At 63.3% G+C, this 16,040-nt stretch carries 16 protein-coding genes; 10 read left to right on the top strand and 6 right to left on the bottom strand.

The window, feature by feature from the left end:
* The first annotated feature begins 51 nt into the window (after window positions 1-51).
* Complete coding sequence (locus L6639_RS00335; protein ID WP_237858001.1) at window positions 52-1,299, top strand: FAD-dependent oxidoreductase; 1,248 nt, start codon at window positions 52-54, stop codon at window positions 1,297-1,299.
* A 179-nt stretch (window positions 1,300-1,478) separates the two neighbouring features.
* Window positions 1,479-2,249 (top strand): outer membrane protein, encoded by a 771-nt coding sequence (locus L6639_RS00330; RefSeq protein ID WP_237858000.1) that lies wholly within the window; start codon window positions 1,479-1,481, stop codon window positions 2,247-2,249.
* A gap of 94 nt (window positions 2,250-2,343) precedes the next feature.
* Here the strand turns inward: L6639_RS00330 and L6639_RS00325 are convergent, their stop codons facing one another.
* Complete coding sequence (locus L6639_RS00325; RefSeq protein ID WP_237857999.1) at window positions 2,344-3,114, bottom strand: SDR family NAD(P)-dependent oxidoreductase; 771 nt, start codon at window positions 3,112-3,114, stop codon at window positions 2,344-2,346.
* A gap of 21 nt (window positions 3,115-3,135) precedes the next feature.
* Entirely contained in the window at window positions 3,136-3,321 is a 186-nt protein-coding gene (locus L6639_RS00320) for a hypothetical protein (RefSeq protein ID WP_092301591.1), read from the bottom strand.
* A gap of 140 nt (window positions 3,322-3,461) precedes the next feature.
* On the opposite strand from L6639_RS00320, the gene L6639_RS00315 reads away from it, so the two are divergent.
* Window positions 3,462-4,118, top strand: coding sequence for a hypothetical protein (locus tag L6639_RS00315; protein WP_237857998.1), 657 nt, complete (start codon window positions 3,462-3,464; stop codon window positions 4,116-4,118).
* Window positions 4,119-4,213: 95 nt separating this feature from the next.
* On the opposite strand, the gene L6639_RS00310 is transcribed toward L6639_RS00315, so the two are convergent.
* Both L6639_RS00310 and parE read right to left on the bottom strand, forming a co-directional pair.
* On the bottom strand, window positions 4,214-4,999 hold the full coding sequence (locus tag L6639_RS00310; RefSeq protein WP_237857997.1) for an outer membrane protein: 786 nt from the start codon (window positions 4,997-4,999) through the stop codon (window positions 4,214-4,216).
* A gap of 427 nt (window positions 5,000-5,426) precedes the next feature.
* The gene (parE, locus tag L6639_RS00305) at window positions 5,427-7,475 is read right to left on the bottom strand and encodes a DNA topoisomerase IV subunit B (RefSeq protein WP_237857996.1); all 2,049 of its coding nucleotides are present in this window, start codon (window positions 7,473-7,475) and stop codon (window positions 5,427-5,429) included.
* A 271-nt stretch (window positions 7,476-7,746) separates the two neighbouring features.
* Between parE and L6639_RS00300 the strand changes: the two genes are divergently transcribed.
* From L6639_RS00300 to argC, 3 genes are all read left to right on the top strand, one after another.
* Window positions 7,747-8,277: a DedA family protein gene (locus L6639_RS00300; protein WP_237857995.1), complete on the top strand. Its 531-nt coding sequence runs from the start codon at window positions 7,747-7,749 to the stop codon at window positions 8,275-8,277.
* A gap of 225 nt (window positions 8,278-8,502) precedes the next feature.
* Complete coding sequence (locus tag L6639_RS00295) at window positions 8,503-9,171, top strand: FMN-binding negative transcriptional regulator (protein WP_237857994.1); 669 nt, start codon at window positions 8,503-8,505, stop codon at window positions 9,169-9,171.
* Window positions 9,168-10,151, top strand: coding sequence for an N-acetyl-gamma-glutamyl-phosphate reductase (gene argC, locus L6639_RS00290; protein WP_237857993.1), 984 nt, complete (start codon window positions 9,168-9,170; stop codon window positions 10,149-10,151). The genes L6639_RS00295 and argC overlap by 4 nt, the downstream gene beginning before the upstream one ends.
* A 137-nt stretch (window positions 10,152-10,288) precedes the next feature.
* On the opposite strand, the gene L6639_RS00285 is transcribed toward argC, so the two are convergent.
* Together L6639_RS00285 and L6639_RS00280 are read right to left on the bottom strand one after the other, a co-directional pair.
* Window positions 10,289-10,687: an MAPEG family protein gene (locus L6639_RS00285; protein ID WP_128952007.1), complete on the bottom strand. Its 399-nt coding sequence runs from the start codon at window positions 10,685-10,687 to the stop codon at window positions 10,289-10,291.
* A 58-nt stretch (window positions 10,688-10,745) separates the two neighbouring features.
* The gene (locus tag L6639_RS00280; RefSeq protein ID WP_237857992.1) at window positions 10,746-12,563 is read right to left on the bottom strand and encodes a PHA/PHB synthase family protein; all 1,818 of its coding nucleotides are present in this window, start codon (window positions 12,561-12,563) and stop codon (window positions 10,746-10,748) included.
* On the opposite strand from L6639_RS00280, the gene L6639_RS00275 reads away from it, so the two are divergent.
* The 4 genes from L6639_RS00275 to L6639_RS00260 all read left to right on the top strand — a co-directional run bounded on the left by L6639_RS00275 (window position 12,454) and on the right by L6639_RS00260 (window position 15,964).
* On the top strand, window positions 12,454-12,804 hold the full coding sequence (locus tag L6639_RS00275; protein WP_237859478.1) for a hypothetical protein: 351 nt from the start codon (window positions 12,454-12,456) through the stop codon (window positions 12,802-12,804). The genes L6639_RS00280 and L6639_RS00275 overlap by 110 nt on opposite strands.
* A gap of 12 nt (window positions 12,805-12,816) precedes the next feature.
* Entirely contained in the window at window positions 12,817-13,092 is a 276-nt protein-coding gene (locus L6639_RS00270; protein WP_237857991.1) for a hypothetical protein, read from the top strand.
* A gap of 306 nt (window positions 13,093-13,398) precedes the next feature.
* A complete protein-coding gene (locus tag L6639_RS00265) occupies window positions 13,399-14,619 on the top strand; it encodes an LL-diaminopimelate aminotransferase (protein ID WP_237859368.1) in 1,221 nt (406 codons plus the stop codon).
* 28 nt (window positions 14,620-14,647) lie between these two features.
* Window positions 14,648-15,964, top strand: a complete 1,317-nt coding sequence (locus L6639_RS00260) for a homoserine dehydrogenase (protein WP_237857990.1) — start codon at window positions 14,648-14,650, stop codon at window positions 15,962-15,964.
* Window positions 15,965-16,040: the final 76 nt, after the last annotated feature.

Raw genomic sequence — 16,040 nt, 5'->3', positions numbered from 1 at the left:
TGGGCGGGCGTTACAATCCCGTTGTGGATCGCAGCGCCGGGAGTCCGCACGATGGACGCAAGTACGCCCCAACAATTTCCTTCTCGCTCCATGAAGGTCCGCTGCTGCATCGTCGGCGGCGGTCCTGCGGGCATGATGCTCGGCTATCTGCTGGGACGCGCCGGCATCGATGTCGTGGTGCTGGAGAAGCATGCTGATTTCTTCCGCGACTTTCGCGGCGACACCGTGCATCCCTCGACGCTTCAGGTGATGGACGAGCTCGGCCTCATCGACGGCTTTCTCAAGCTGCCGCATCAGCGCTTGCAAAAGATGGACGGCCTGTTCGGCGGCACCAAGGTGCGGATCGCCGATCTCAGCCGGCTGAAAACGAAATACCCTTTCATCGCCTTCATGCCGCAATGGGATTTTCTCAATTTCCTGCGCGAGGCCGGCAAGCGTTTCTCCTCGCTCGACGTGCTGATGAGCACGGAGGCGGTCGACCTGATCCGCCGCGGCGATACCATCGCGGGCGTGCGCGCGAGCACGCCCGACGGCACCCTCGACATCGAGGCCGATCTCACCATCGCCTGCGACGGCCGCCACTCGACGGTGCGCGAGCGCGCAGGCCTTGCCGTCGAGGAGATCGGTGCGCCGATGGACGTGCTCTGGTTCCGCGCGGGCCGCAGGCCGGACGAGACCGAGAACCTGTTTGCGCGCATCGAGCCCGGCAAGATGATGGTCACCTTCGACCGCGGCGATTACTGGCAATGCGCCTATGTCATCGCCAAGGGACAATATGATGCGGTGAAGGCGAGGGGACTACAGGCGCTGCTCGACGATGTCGCGCGCATGGCGCCGGTGCTCAAGCACGGCATCGCCGACGTCAAGAGTTTCGACGACGTGAAGTTGCTGACGGTCGCGATCAACCGTCTGAGCCACTGGACGCGACCCGGACTGCTTTGTATCGGCGACGCCGCGCATGCGATGTCGCCGGTCGGCGGCGTCGGCGTCAATTTGGCCGTGCAGGATGCGGTCGCGACCGCGAACCTGCTGGCCGAGAAGCTGATGCGCGGCTGTCCATCCGAAGATGAGCTCGATGCCGTGAGGCATCGCCGCGAATTCCCGGTGAAGATGACCCAGGCGATGCAGGTGGTCGTGCAGAACAACATCGTCAGCAGCGCGCTGAAAGGCGGCAATCAACCGTTCAAGGTGCCGCTGATCCTGCGCCTGATCTCCGCTTTGCCCTGGCTCCAGGGCATTCCCGCGCGTTTCATCGCCATCGGCGTGCGGCCCGAGCACGTGCATTCGCCGGCATCCTGACGCAGTGATTTGGTAGGGATAACGCCGCGTTAAATTGCGGCGCCCGCGTTGCGCGCCTGCAACAGCGCCCGGGGATTCAAAGACTGCCAAATGCCAATCCGGCGCCTTAACTTTGTTGATTCAAATTTGAGTAAGAACTGCGTGTGAGCGTGCGCCCATCAAAGGACACGGGGTGTACCATGCGTAACAAATTGATTGCTGCCTTCGCCTGCACGACTGCTCTGGTTTCGACCGGCGCTGCTTCCGCCGCCGATCTCGCCGCGCGTCCTTACACCAAGGCACCTGCCTACATCGAGCCGCTGTTCAACTGGACCGGCTTCTACGTCGGTGGCCACATCGGTGGCGCCTGGACCAACGAGCAGTTCATCAACAACGGGACCGGCGCGCCGTTCGGCGATCTGACGCCGGGCCAGGGCTATCGTCAGCGCGGCGCCGGCATCATGGGCGGCGCCCAGATCGGCTACAACTGGCAGGCCAACAACTACGTGTTCGGCATGGAGGGCACGATCTCCGGTCTCGACAACAAGGGCACCGTCGTGAACAACGCGTTCGGTGCGGGCGATGACGTCTTCACCTGGCGTACGAACGTTCTCGCGACCGTCGTCGGCCGTGCCGGCTTCGCCGTTCAGAACAACCTTTTCTACGTCAAGGGCGGCTATGCCGGCGTGAACAACCGTCTCAACGTCAGCGACACCGTCGGCGTGGCGCAAGGCTCGGGCGGGCAGACCCACTGGGCCAACGGCTGGACCGTCGGCGCCGGCTGGGAATACGGCATCACCCGCAACTGGATCGTCGGCCTCGAGTACAATTATGCGGCCTTCGGCAGCCAGACCTATCAGCTCGGCGGCCTGTCCGGAAACTACACCTTCGACGCCAAGCCGCGCGACATCCAGTGGGCGGTCGTCCGCGCCAGCTACAAGTTCGACGCGCCTGTGATTGCGCGCTACTGAGCAACAAACGACCAATCAAAGAAAAGATCACGACGAAATTAAAAGCCCCGGCTTCGACCGGGGCTTCTTTTTTGCGTGCAGCCGCGACGGCGCCTCAGGCCATGACCGAGAAGCCACCGTCGACGGGGATCGCTGTGCCCGTGACGAAGTTCGATGCCGGCGAGGCGAGGAACACGGCGATGCCGGCGAAGTCGTCGATGTCACCCCAGCGCCCTGCAGGGGTGCGTGCCAGGACGCGCTCGTGCAGGCCCGAGACCTGCTTGCGCGCGCCGCGGGTGAGATCGGTGTCGATCCAGCCCGGCAGGATCGCATTGACCTGGATGTTGTCGGGCGCCCACGCGTTGGCGCACGCGCGCGTGTACTGCACGATGCCGCCTTTGCTCGCCGCATAGGCCGTCGCGAAGCTGGCGCCGAAGATCGACATCATCGAGCCGATATTGATCACCTTGCCGTTGCCCGATGCCTTCAGCGCCGGATAGGCGAGCTTCGAGCAGACGAAGGCGCTGGTGAGGTTGGTGCCGATCACCTTGTTCCACTCGTCGAGCTCGAGTTCGTGCGGCGGCTTGCGGATGCTCATTCCGGCATTGTTGATCAGGATGTCGATGCGGCCGAGCTCCCTGGCGACGCGGTCGATCATCGCCGCGACCGCGTCCTTGTCGGTGACATCGGTGGTGACTGAGATCGCCTTCACGCCGCGCGCTTTGAGATCGGCGACGGCCGCGGCCGATTTGGCTTCGTTGCGTCCGACCACGGCGATATCGGCGCCGGCGTCGGCGAGCCCATGGGCAAGGCCGAGCCCAATGCCGCCATTGCCTCCTGTGACGATCGCGACCTTGCCGCGAAGATCGAACCGGTTGGCTGTCATGCTTTCACTTCCTGGTTTCTTTTATTGGTTGCTCTGCCAGATCAGGACCAGCCCAAATCCGGCCATGGCAGCGCCATAGCCGGCCCATTGCAACTGGTTGATCATGAAGCTCGATCGCGGCCAGGCGACGGTGCCCGTGCCCTGTCCAATCCAGAGCAGCCCGACGGCGAGAGCAAACAGGCCTGCTACAAGCAGAAATCTGCGCATGCATTCCTCCCCATCGGCCTGATTCTGTCGTGACCCGCGGCAGGAACGATCACCGCTGGTCACGAAAACTTCCCGCCAGACTAGCCGTAGCTTCAGTTCAGATACAATGGCTGCGGAGGCAAGGCCGCAGAGGAGAATGCATGTCCGTGCGCAAGCTGATCTCCAGACGCAAGGTGATCTTGGGTGCAGCTGCTGCGGCCATGCTTGTCGCGGCTTATGTGGGTATTCCGCGCCAAGCGGATCTCCGGGCGTTCGATCCGGGCGAGATGGCACGGCTCGAGACTGCGATGTGGCGCGACTATTACGACAAGCGTTATGCCGCGCTGTTTTACCATCTCTATGCCTCGACGCGGACGCAGTTCGGCTTTTCCCCGTTCAGGAGCCTGCATATTGCGTTCAGTGCCGCCGAGGCAGCCAAGGCGTTCCAGCCGACGCACTCTCGGCAGGAGGCTGATAAGGCCCTGCCGGCCCTCGTGGGCTACTATCGCGATTTCGCAGCGGCCGCGCCCGTGGCGTTTGACGTCGAAGAGGCGGCTCGTCTCGAGCTCGACTGGTGGCAGGCGCGCCGCGAGGCGGTCGGCCCGCAGGACTATGGTTTGACGATCGCACGTGTGGCAGCGCTGACCTATGGCAAGAGCGCCGACGACGCAGGGATCAGGCAGTTCGGGATCGTTCGGGCGGAAGCGATGGCGTTCCGTGATGCCAAGGCCGAGGCCATCACCGAGGCCGATTGGGCCACCGTCGAAACCAAGCTTGCCGGCGCCTACCAGTCGCTGAAGGCGAGCGTTGCGCGTTAGAAGGGCCTCATAACGAAAAAGCCCCGGCGAAGCCGGGGCTTTGACGTCTAAACTTTCGTTCAGCTCAGTACTTTTAAGCTCAGTACGTTCTAAGCTCAGTACTTGGCGACGACCGGACCGGTCCAGTTGAAGCGATAGACCAGCGAGGTCGAGATCGTCTGGTTCCAGCTGTTGGCGCGGATGCTGTTCACGCCGGTCGGCAGGTTGGTTGCGTCGACGATTTCATCGCGGGTCTTGGCATCGTAGAAGGCCGAGCGGTATTCGGTCTTCATGAACCAGCCGGGCGAGGAGATGCCGAAGATGTTCAGGCTGTTCTCAACGCCGCCGCCGACGAACCAGCCGTTACGGTTGTAGCCGTTGAGGTGGAGGCCGGTCGGGCCGCCAGCCAGGTTGGTGAAGCTGGTGCTGCCGAAGTGGGCGCCCGAGTAACCGCCGTTGACGTAGGACAGAACGTTCGGAGCGACCAGCCAGCCGAGGCGCACGCCGGCGGCCCAGGAGTCTTCCAGCTTCTGCTTGCCGGTGAGGCCGAGGAGCGGATCCTGCACGGTGCCGCTGATGCTGCCGAACTGACCGTCAGCGAACACGCCAGCGACCCAGGTGCTGTTGAACTGCCAGTCGTAGCCGAGACCGACGGTGCCGAACCAGCCCGAACCACCCTGACGCTGGGTGATCGTGAGCGGAGTGCCGGTCGTGGTCGAGACGATGCTCTGGTCGGAGTTCGAGAGGCCGCCGCCGCCGCCGCCGAAGATGTAGAAGCCGGTCCAGTTGGCAACCGGAGCAACCATCGGGGCCTTCACGTAGGGACGGGCAACCAGGTCGGCAGCTGAAGCCGAACCGGTCATTGCCGCAATCGCGGTCAGAGCGAGTGCAATCTTCTTCATGATGAAATCCCCAACCTTGGTTCGTAGCAGGCGCGAGCGCACTGAAGTCCGTGTGATCTGATGCCCGGACTATAGACGGTTCTCGCCGAAATGCTGTTGCAGCGCAGGCACAGTCGCCGGAAAACGCCCCGCGCCCCCGGTTCCAAGGCGTCCTTGCAGGAATCTAAAAAGCTAAGTGAATTCATTATGTTGTAGGGATCTCCGGCTTTTCCTTTTTGGAAAGTTTTCGTTAGGAATTCGCCTTTGTCCGAAATGGAGGCAATTCTGCCTCGGCCGTGGGGAGGCTTGGGCCCCGTGAGTCGCTGGCCGAGTCGCACGCCTGAGAGGCGGATCGCCATGGAATCAATCACCGGGAAGGCCAAGTGTACTGCCCCGAAAATGAAAAGCCCCGGCCTTCGGCCGGGGCTTTTGAACGGGAATCGCAGGATCAGACGTCGAGCAGCTCGTCGCTGGCGAACTCGGCCTTGTCGGAGATGAAGGCAAAGCGCGCTTCGGCCTTGGTCCCCATCAGGCGCTCCACCGAATCTGCCGTGGTGTCGCGGTCGTCGGGCAGCAGGACCACCTTGAGCAACGTCCGCTTGCTCGGATCCATGGTGGTTTCCTTGAGCTGCGCCGGCATCATCTCGCCCAGGCCTTTGAAGCGATTCACCTCGACCTTGGCGTTGGCGTTGAACGTGCTCTTGATCAGCTCGTCCTTGTGCTTGTCGTCGCGCGCGTAGACCGACTTGGTGCCGTGGGTGAGCTTGTAAAGCGGCGGCACCGCGAGGAAGAGGTGCCCTTCGTCGATCAGCTTCGGCATCTGCCTGTAGAAGAAGGTGATCAGCAGCGAGGCGATGTGGGCGCCGTCGACGTCGGCGTCGGTCATGATGATGATGCGCTGATAGCGCAGATCCTCTTCCCGATAGTGCAGAAGTTGTCCGCAGCCGATCGCTTGCACGAGATCGGAGAGCTGGGCGTTCGCGGTGAGCTTGTCCTTGCCGGCGGAAGCCACGTTGAGGATTTTTCCGCGCAAGGGCAGTACGGCTTGCGTCTTTCGGTCGCGCGCCTGCTTGGCGCTGCCGCCGGCCGAGTCGCCCTCGACGATAAAGAGCTCGGAGCCATCGGTGCCCGCGTCGGTGCAGTCGGCGAGCTTGCCGGGCAGGCGCAGCTTCTTGCCGGCCGTCTTGCGCGCCGTTTCCTTTTCCTGGCGGCGGCGCAGCCGCTCCTCGGCGCGGTCGATCACGAAGTCGAGCAGCCGGTTGGCCATGTTCGGATTGCCCGACAGCCAATGGTCGAACGGATCCTTCATCGCCTGTTCGACGATGCGCTGCGCTTCGGCGGTGGCGAGACGATCCTTGGTCTGGCCTTGGAATTCAGGCTCGCGCACGAACACCGAGAGCATCACGGCGGCGCCCACCATCACATCTTCCGAGGTGATGGACGAGGCGCGCTTGCCCTGGCCGACGCGTTCGGCGTGGTCCTTCAGTCCGCGCAGCAGCGCTGAGCGTAAGCCCGATTCATGCGTGCCGCCATCGGGCGTCGGCACTGTGTTGGTGTAGGACGACAGGAAGCCGTCGGCATCCGCGGTCCAGGCCACGGCCCATTCGCAGGCGCCATGCGCGCCGTTGCGGCCCGACTTGCCCGAGAAGATATCCGGGTGCACCAGCGTGTCGGCGTGGATCGCCGCCGCCAGATAATCCTTGAGACCTCCGGGGAAATGGAAGGTTGCTTCCGCCGGCACGTCCTCGACGCCCTTGAGCAACTCGGGCGCGCAGTTCCAGCGGATCTCGACACCCCCGAACAGATAGGCCTTCGAGCGCGTCATCTTGAACAGGCGCTGCGGCTTGAACGCGGCCTTGGCGCCGAAGATGTCGGTATCCGGCTTGAAGCGAACGCGCGTGCCGCGGCGGTTGTTGACCTTGCCGAGATCCTCGAGCTTGCCCTTGGGATGGCCGCGCTCGAACGACATGCGATAGAGCTTCTGGCTGCGTGCGACCTCGACCTCGAGGCGCGAGGAGAGGGCATTCACCACGGAGATGCCGACGCCATGCAGACCGCCCGAGGTCTCGTAGACCTTGCTGTCGAACTTGCCGCCCGAATGCAGCGTGCACATGATGACTTCGAGCGCCGACTTCTTCGGGAACTTCGGATGCGGATCGATCGGAATGCCGCGGCCGTTGTCGGTGACGGTGAGGAACCCGTCAGCGGAGAGCTCGACGCCGATGAAGGTTGCGTGCCCCGCCAGCGCCTCGTCCATTGAGTTGTCGATGACCTCGGCGAACAAATGATGCAGCGCCTTTTCGTCGGTGCCGCCGATATACATGCCTGGCCGGCGCCGCACCGGCTCCAGGCCCTCGAGCACCTCGATGTCGGCGGCCGTGTAATCGGCCTCACCGCCGCTCGCGCGCGGAGCGGCCTTCGCGGCGCTTGCGCGCCCCTTCGGCTCATTACCCTCGAACAAATCGTCTTTATCTTTCGTTTTCAACTGCTTGGACATATATCTTGATGCGTTCTGAGGGCCGCGCAGGCGGCGAATCGGTTAAGGGCGACTATGCCACTTCTGGGATCGAAAGGTTACCACGGGGGCGTGTGGGCGCTGTGGGTGGGAGCTAATGCCGGCGAATTTACGCCGCAAGCTAACCAAGTCCCGGCAATTTGACGGCCTGGCCGGCCTGGGCCCGGCTTTGTGACTTGATGTCACACAAGCCCTTGGCTTACCAGTCTTTTCCATCTGGCAGGACGAGGCGGGGCGGGAAGGCTAATCTGGAATGGAGCAGTTTGCGCACGCACTGGCCGATTTCGTGCGCCTTCATCAGGCCTGGGCTGCTCCGATCGTGTTCCTGCTGGCGTTCGGGGAATCGCTGGCTTTCATCTCGCTTCTGATCCCGGCCTGGGGGGCGCTGGTCGCCATCGGTGCGTTGATCGGGGCGAGCGGCATCAGCTTCTATCCGATCTGGATTGCCGGCGCGTTCGGCGCGGCGCTCGGCGACTGGGTCTCCTACTGGTTCGGCTATCGCTACAAGGAACACGTCGCGCAGATGTGGCCGCTCTCGCGCTATCCGGACATCCTGCCGAGGGGCGAGGCTTTCGTACGCAGCTGGGGCGTTCCCAGCATCTTCATCGGCCGCTTCTTCGGGCCCTTGCGCGCCTCCGTGCCGCTCGCGGCGGGCATTTTCGAAATGCCGTACTGGAGTTTCCAGGCGGCCAATTTCGTCTCGGCTCTGGTCTGGGCCGCGGCGCTGCTGTTGTTCGGCGATGTCATCGCCAGGATCATGGAATGGATCTGGCGCGTCATCTGACGCCGTGAACCTTGACGGGAACTGCATCTGGCCTTATAGCCGCGCGCCATGATCAACGCCGCGACCATCCTGTTCGCCCGTCGCCGCCGCCGCAGCTTTGCGGTTTGGGCGGTCGATCGCGTTTGAGATCATCGTCTTTGCCGCTGGACCCGATCCGCGGCATTCTCTCTCCTGTCAGCGCGATCTGATCCGGCGGCCCCCGAGGAGGCCCAGCAGGAGACCACGATGTACACGCCACCCTTTTTCAAGCCGGATCGCACCGCAAGCCTGAAATTTGCAGGCGAGCGCGGTTTCGGCACGATGTGCGCCTTCGATGGCCACAAACCGATCGCCTCGCCGCTGCCGTTCTATTTGACCTATGCGGCCGACGGCACGCCGCAGGCCGCCTTTCATGTCGCCCGTCACAATCCGCTGGTAAAGCTTGCGGACGGCGCGACGTCGTGGCTGCTCGCGATCAATGGTCCGGATGCCTATGTCTCGCCGGATTGGTACGTCTCGCCGGATCAGGTGCCGACCTGGCTCTACCAGTCGGTTCATCTGAGCGGTCCGGTGCGATTGCTGTTGGATGGTGAGCTCTCGGTTCAAATCGATACGCTCAGCGAAAAGTTCGAGAACTGGCTGTTACCGAAGAAGCCGTGGACCTCGGGCAAGATGACGGCAGGTCGGCTCGAGGCGATGAAGAAGGGGATCGTGGGTTTGGTCATGACGGTTGAGGAGGTCGAAGGCAGCTTCAAGCTCAACCAGCACAAATCGGACGCCGACTATGTGGCGATCGCCAATGCGCTTGGCGCGCAAGCCCACGCCGACGCGAGAGAGATCGCGCAACTGATGCAGGACGCAAGGCCCGAGGCTTTCGCGAACGAAACCAAAATGCTCGAAAGGACCGCACCATGAGCCTCACGGATACCACCAAAGCTCCGATCTCTGGCGCGGCCAAGAAGCCTGCCACCATCTTCGTCGACGGCGGCTCCGGCACCACCGGGCTCGGCATCAATGAGCGGCTGAAGCTCCAGGACGATGTCGTGGTGAAGACGATCGCCGACGACAAGCGCAAGGACCCTGCGGCCAAGAAGGCGCTGATGGAGGAGGTGGATCTCGTCATCCTCTGCCTGCCTGACGATGCCGCCAGGGAGACGGTCGCTCTGATCGACAGCATGGGCGGCTCGGGGCCGAAGGTACTGGACGCCTCGACCGCGTACCGGGTCGCGCCTGACTGGGCTTACGGTTTTCCGGAGCTGGCGCCGGACCAAGCCGGCAAGATCAAGGCTGCGAAGAAAGTCTCCAATCCCGGCTGCTATCCGACCGGCGGCATCGCGCTGCTGCGGCCGATCGTCGATGCCGGCCTGTTGCCGCCTGACTATCCCATCAGCGTCAACGCCGTGAGCGGCTATTCCGGCGGCGGCAAGTCGATGATCGCGAGCTTCGAAGACGGCAGCGCGCCGTCCTTCGAGCTCTACGGCCTCGGATTCGAGCACAAGCATCTGCCGGAGCTGCAGCGCTATTCGAACCTGACGCGGCGGCCGATCTTCATTCCCTCGGTCGGCAATTACCGGCAGGGCATGCTGGTCTCGATCCCGCTGCAGCTCGATACGCTGCCGGGCAAGCCCAGCGGTGCCGACCTGCAGGCCGCGCTCGCGAAGCGCTATGCCGGCTCGAAATACGTCAAGGCGATGCCGCTCCAGAACGAGGCGAGCAAGGGCGGCCGGCTCGAGCCGGAGGCTCTCAATGAGACAAACATGCTCGAGCTCTACGTCTTCGCCAGCGACAAGTACCACCAGGCGGTGCTGGTCGCGCGGCTGGACAATCTCGGCAAGGGCGCCTCGGGTGCTGCCGTGCAGAACATGCGGCTGATGCTGGGCCTGCCGGAGGAGTAGGGGCGCCTGCCCCGGATGCAGCGCAGCGCTTCTTGGCCTTGCGCTGCAGAGCCGGAGTTCCGACGCTCACTGCAAGACGATGTCAGCCGGAATTGGTTGGATGGCGTCGGCGTCCAGCGAACCGCGACGCTGCTCGCTCAGAACACCTTGAAGATCGCCAGCGCGAGCACGGCCTGTGCCAGGAAGCCGACGGTGAAGGCGAGGGTGCGGAACACTGGAATGCCCAGCGCGTAGACGATCAGATGCGCAACGCGCGCCCAGAAATAGACGACGCAGGCGAGCACCGTCCATTTCGAGGAATAGTCAATCGCGTTCAGGATCAGCACCAGCGGCGCGAACAGCACGAGGTTCTCGACCGCATTGTCGTGCGCGAACATCAAGCGGTTGGCCCATTCGGCTTGCGGCTTGTCGCCGCGTGCGGGGTTGGCCATGGCGCCGCTGAGCCCGCGAACCTGGCAGCGGTTGATGGTGTAGGGAATCCAGAGGATCCCGGTCAGGATCACCGTACAGGTCAGCCAGAACAATTCACGCGTCATAACCCGGTCCCCTCCAAATTCGATGCCGCGAGCTTATACGAAAACGCGCGGCCCTGCGCTATGCGCGAACCCTGACATAGCTGCCGGGCGCATCCTCGATCGGCGGCAGCGCTTCGCTTCCGACGCTGCGCGCCGGCACTTCCTCCGGATCGAGCCCGCCCAGCCATTCGCGCCAATCCGGCCACCACGAGCCCTTGTGCTCCACCGCGCCCTTCATCCACTCGGCGACGCTGACGTTCTTGATGTTGTCGTTGGTCCAGTACTGGTACTTGTTCGAGGCTGGCGGATTGACAACGCCGGCGATGTGGCCCGAGCCTGATAGTACGTACTTCACGGGCCCGCCAAAGAATTGCGAGCCATACAGCACCGATTCCGCCGGCGCGATGTGGTCCTCGCGCGTGGCGAGGTTGTAGACCGGCACCTTGACCTTGGAGAGATCGAGCAGGGTGTTGTCGAGCACCATGGTGCCGGTCGACAACCGGTTCTCCAGATAGCAGTTGCGCAGATAGTAGGAATGGTTGGCCTGCGTCATCCGCGTTGCGTCGGAATTCCAGTGCAACAGGTCGAACGCGCTCGGCTGCTGGCCCTTGAGGTAGTTGCTGACGACGTAGGACCAGATCAGGTCGTTGGAGCGCAGCATGTTGAAGGCCATCGCCATCTTGGAGCCTTCGAGCACACCGGAGGCCTTCATGTCCTGCTCGAGCGCCGCGATCTGGTCTTCGTCCACGAACACGAGCAAATCGCCGGCATGGGTGAAGTCGACCTGGGCCGCGAAAAACGTCGCCGAGGTCACGCGCTGGCGCCGCTTCTCGGCAAGCCAGGCCAGCGTGGTCGCGAGCATGGTGCCGCCGACGCAATAGCCGGCCGTGTGCACCTTCATCTCGCCGGTGACCTTCTCGATCACGTCCATTGCCGTGAGCGGGCCTTCCTTCATGTAATCTTCCCAGCTCTTGGCGCCGAGCTTCTTGTCGGGATTGACCCATGAGATCACGAACACGGTGATGCCCTGATCGACGCACCACTTGATGTAGGATTTCTCCGGCTTGAGATCGAGAATGTAGAACTTGTTGATCCAGGGCGGCACGATCAGCAGCGGCGTGCGCAGCACCTTCTCCGTGGTCGGCGCATACTGGATCAGCTGCATCATCTCGTTCTGGTAGATCACCTTGCCCGGAGTCGTCGCCATGTTGACGCCGACGACGAGGTTGTCCGGGTTGGACTGGCGGATCTTCAGCATGCCCTTGCCGGCGGCGATGTCTTCCGCCAGCATGGTCAGGCCGCGCGCGAGGTTCTCGCCGCTGCTGGCGACGGTCTCGCGCAGCACCTCCGGATTGGTCAGCACGAAGTTCGACGGCGAGATCGCGTTGGTGACCTGCTGCACGTAGAACTCGGCCTTGCGGCGGGTCGCCGGATCAAGCTCGGCATCGCGTACCAGCTCCTGGGCAAATTTGCTGGTGAGCAGATAGAGCTGCATGACGAAATCGAAGAACTGGTTCGATTTCCATTCCGGATCGGCGAAGCGCTTGTCGCGCGGCGAGGGCGCGATCGCGGCCTGTGCCTCCTGGCCGGCCATCCGCCGCGCCGCCGAGCCCCAGAGATCGAGATAGTCCTTGGCGAGCTTGGTCTGGAGGTCGGACGCACGCGACTGGTCCGACAGCCAGTATTCGGCGACCGATGTGAAGGTCTTGACGACCTCAGCGAGCTCGGCCGGCGGACGGTCCTGCACCTCGCCGCTCTCGCGCGGCTTGAGATACGCGGCGAGCGCCTTGCCGCCGCTCTCCATCGCCCGCGCGACATTCATCGCGAAGGCTTCCGCATCAAACTTCGTTTCAGACTTTGTCCCGGATTTGGGCGTGTCGGTTGTGGCGATACTCATAAGGACGACAGTAACGATTCATTCCGTATTCGTCACCGCGAAGCTCGCTGGTTTCGCGCGAAACAGGCGCGAAGATGTGCTGCACTGCGACAGGGCTTCTTGCTTTTGTCACAATCGCAGTGCACGTTTTGTGCCGTGGGCCTTGGATGATTTCTCGCTCGTACCATTTGTGGGCAGCAATGGTTTGAGCTTGAGCGGATTGTTGGTTAAGTTGCCGGCAGCCGTGCGTTGGGACGTGTAGGGGAATTCCCAAGTGTTGGCGTTATGGGACCTGCAAAAGTCGCGGCTTGTAGGCTGCGCGCTGCTCATGGCAGCGTTCGCCCTGGGCGGTTGTTCGAGCCAGCTCGCGGACATGTCCGCGGCCGACACGGCTGCTCACCCCAAGGAGCCCGGCGCCTATTTGCCGGTGCACGATTTGCCACCTGACCGTGATCAGGCAATCATCCCGCCGGACCAACGCGCCAAGATCGAGGCCGAGCTTGCAGCTGCGCGCGACCGCCAGGCCGTCGCCGCCAAGGATGCCAAATAGGGCTACGAAAATAGCGGCAGCCAAGTCAGCGGCGCAAAACAAAGTCAGGGCCGGCGAACGGGAGCGGGACGGCCATCGCGCGGCGCAACGTAATCTCTGGCGCCTCCGCCACTCCGTGCTAAAAGACTTCAATTCAGCCGAGAGTCAGGGCGAAGGAGTTCAGTCCTTGTCGCCGAGAATTGCTCCAAGTGTTTGATTTTGAGTGATTTTCGAGTGTCGGGCGATGTCTCCTCGAAGGGACGGACATTGCCCCTCGATTCTGTCCTGACCGGTTGCCCGGAGCCCCAAGAACCTATGTCTGGACCCATGGAAGAGTTTTACCGCATCCGCCGCCTACCGCCCTACGTGTTCGAGCAGGTCAACCGGGCCAAGGCGGCCGCGCGGAATGCCGGCGCCGACATCATCGATCTCGGCATGGGCAATCCGGATCTGCCGGCCCCGCCACACGTGCTGGAGAAGCTCAAGGAGACGCTGGGCAAGCCGCGCACCGACCGCTACTCGGCCTCCCGCGGCATCCCCGGCCTGCGCCGGGCCCAGGCTGCGTATTACGAGCGCCGCTTCGGCGTGAAGCTTAATCCCGACACCCAGGTGGTGGCGACGCTAGGCTCCAAGGAAGGCTTTGCCAACGTGGCGCAGGCCATCACTGCGCCCGGCGACGTCATCCTCTGCCCGAACCCGAGCTATCCGATTCATGCCTTCGGCTTTTTGATGGCGGGCGGCGTGATCCGCTCGGTGCCCTCGGAGCCGACGCCGCAATTCTTCGAGGCGGTGGAGCGCGCGATCGTGCATTCGATTCCGAAGCCGCTCGCGCTCGTGGTCTGCTATCCCTCGAACCCGACCGCCTATGTCGCGAGCCTCGATTTCTACAAGGACCTCGTGGCGTTTGCGAAGAAGCACGAGATCCTGATCCTGTCGGATCTCGCTTACGCCGAGGTCTATTTCGACGAGAGCAATCCGCCGCCCTCGGTGCTCCAGGTGCCCGGCGCGATCGACGTCACCGTCGAGTTCACCTCGATGTCGAAGACCTATTCGATGGCTGGCTGGCGCATGGGCTTTGCGGTCGGCAATGACCGCGTCATCGCAGCGCTCGCCCGCGTCAAATCCTATCTCGACTACGGCGCCTTCACGCCCGTGCAGGTCGCCGCAACCGCGGCGCTGAACGGTCCTGATGATTGCATCAAGGAGATGCGCGACACCTATCGCAAGCGCCGCGACGCGCTGGTGGAATCATTCGGCCGGGCGGGGTGGGAAATTCCGCCGCCGGAAGCTTCGATGTTCGCCTGGGTGCCGCTTCCGGAGGCTTTCCGCAGCGTCGGCAGCATGCAGTTCGCAACCCTGATGGTGGAGAAATCAGGCGTCGCGGTCTCGCCCGGCGTCGGCTTCGGCGAGCATGGTGAAGGATATGTCCGCATCGCCATGGTGGAAAACGAGCAACGGATCAGGCAGGCCGCGCGCGGAGTGCGCCGCTTCCTTGAAAGCGGCATCGAAACGTTGCACAACGTCGTTCCACTCGCCACCAGGCGCTAATTCTCTTCTGCAGGTTCACCGAAGCATCATGGTTGCACCCCTGAAAGTGGGCATAGCGGGGCTCGGCACCGTGGGTGCCGAAGTTGTCCGTTTGATCGAAACGCAGGCGCGCGTGCTTGCGGGCCGCAGCGGCCGCGGCATTCGCGTCGTCGCCGTCACCGCGCGCTCGAAGGCCAAGAAGCGCGGCATTGACCTGCGCGGCGTCGAATGGGTGAAGGATCCGCTTGCCCTCGCCACGCATCCGGAGGTCGACTGCTTCGTCGAGCTGATGGGTGGCGCCGGCGATCCCGCGCTCTCGGCGGTCGAAGCCGCGCTGAGCGCCGGCAAATCTGTTGTCACGGCGAACAAGGCGCTGCTCGCCAAGCACGGGATCAAGCTGGCAAAGGCCGCTGAAAAGCATGGCGGTGCGCTGAACTACGAGGCAGCGGTCGGCGCGGCGATCCCCGTCATCAAGACATTACGTGAAGGTCTTGCCGGAACCGGCATCAACCGCGTCTACGGCATCCTCAACGGCACCTGCAATTACATCCTGACGCGGATGGAGCAGGAGGGCCTGTCGTTCGCCGAGTGCCTCAAGGATGCGCAGCGGCTCGGCTATGCCGAAGCCAACCCGTCCTTCGACGTCGATGGCCACGACACCGCGCAGAAGCTTGCGATCCTCGCCAGCCTCGCTTTCGGCACGAAAGTTGCTCAAAGCGCGGTGTATGTCGAAGGTATCTCCTCCATCGCACCGGAAGATCTTCGCGCGGCCGCTGATCTCGGCTACCGCGTCAAGCTGCTCGGCGTTGCCGTTCGCACCGCCAAGGGCATCGAGCAGCGCGTGCATCCGACCATGGTTCCCAAGACATCCTCGATCGCGCAGGTGATGGGTGTCACCAATGCGGTCACGATCGATGGCGAGGGTATTCCGCCGATCACGCTGGTCGGCCCCGGTGCAGGCGGTGCTGCGACCGCATCCGCTGTCGTTGCCGATATCGCCGACGTCGCGCGCGGCATTCGCGCCAACCCGTTCGGCCGGCCGATCGCGCAGCTTCGCGACACCAAGAAGGCGCCGATGGAGCGGCACGAAGGCGGCTACTACATCCGCCTGCTGGCGCGCGATTTTCCGGGCACCGCGGCTGCAATCGCGACCCGGCTCGCAGAGCAGAAGATTTCGATCGAGTCGATCGTGCAGCGTCATCCCAATGGCGGCGCTGCGCCGGCCGACGGCAAGGCGGTCCCCGTGCCCGTCATTCTGATCACCTACGCCACGCATGAGGACGCCGTGCGCCGCGCGCTTTCCGCCGTGCAGAAGGACAAGGTGATCAGCGGGCGGCCGCAGGTCATACGGATAGAGAAGAACTGACACGGTTCGAACGAACTGTGGGTGTTACGAGTTGATGCGGACGGAGATTTCCGTCTCAAACGTTTCGAAGGAGTTA

The organism is Bradyrhizobium zhengyangense, from assembly GCF_022012555.1.
GTDB lineage: Bacteria > Pseudomonadota > Alphaproteobacteria > Rhizobiales > Xanthobacteraceae > Bradyrhizobium > Bradyrhizobium zhengyangense.
This window is presented reverse-complemented; position numbering and strand designations above follow the sequence as displayed.

Excerpts from the sequence above, each read along its gene's own strand:
- L6639_RS00335 (WP_237858001.1), top strand. The coding sequence starts at position 52 with ATGGACGCAAGTACGCCCCAACAATTTCCTTCTCGCTCCATGAAGGTC.
- L6639_RS00330 (WP_237858000.1), top strand. The coding sequence starts at position 1,479 with ATGCGTAACAAATTGATTGCTGCCTTCGCCTGCACGACTGCTCTGGTT.
- L6639_RS00325 (WP_237857999.1), bottom strand. The coding sequence starts at position 3,114 with ATGACAGCCAACCGGTTCGATCTTCGCGGCAAGGTCGCGATCGTCACA.
- L6639_RS00320 (WP_092301591.1), bottom strand. The coding sequence starts at position 3,321 with ATGCGCAGATTTCTGCTTGTAGCAGGCCTGTTTGCTCTCGCCGTCGGG.
- L6639_RS00315 (WP_237857998.1), top strand. The coding sequence starts at position 3,462 with ATGTCCGTGCGCAAGCTGATCTCCAGACGCAAGGTGATCTTGGGTGCA.
- L6639_RS00310 (WP_237857997.1), bottom strand. The coding sequence starts at position 4,999 with ATGAAGAAGATTGCACTCGCTCTGACCGCGATTGCGGCAATGACCGGT.
- parE (WP_237857996.1), bottom strand. The coding sequence starts at position 7,475 with ATGTCCAAGCAGTTGAAAACGAAAGATAAAGACGATTTGTTCGAGGGT.
- L6639_RS00300 (WP_237857995.1), top strand. The coding sequence starts at position 7,747 with ATGGAGCAGTTTGCGCACGCACTGGCCGATTTCGTGCGCCTTCATCAG.
- L6639_RS00295 (WP_237857994.1), top strand. The coding sequence starts at position 8,503 with ATGTACACGCCACCCTTTTTCAAGCCGGATCGCACCGCAAGCCTGAAA.
- argC (WP_237857993.1), top strand. The coding sequence starts at position 9,168 with ATGAGCCTCACGGATACCACCAAAGCTCCGATCTCTGGCGCGGCCAAG.
- L6639_RS00285 (WP_128952007.1), bottom strand. The coding sequence starts at position 10,687 with ATGACGCGTGAATTGTTCTGGCTGACCTGTACGGTGATCCTGACCGGG.
- L6639_RS00280 (WP_237857992.1), bottom strand. The coding sequence starts at position 12,563 with ATGAGTATCGCCACAACCGACACGCCCAAATCCGGGACAAAGTCTGAA.
- L6639_RS00265 (WP_237859368.1), top strand. The coding sequence starts at position 13,399 with ATGGAAGAGTTTTACCGCATCCGCCGCCTACCGCCCTACGTGTTCGAG.
- L6639_RS00260 (WP_237857990.1), top strand. The coding sequence starts at position 14,648 with ATGGTTGCACCCCTGAAAGTGGGCATAGCGGGGCTCGGCACCGTGGGT.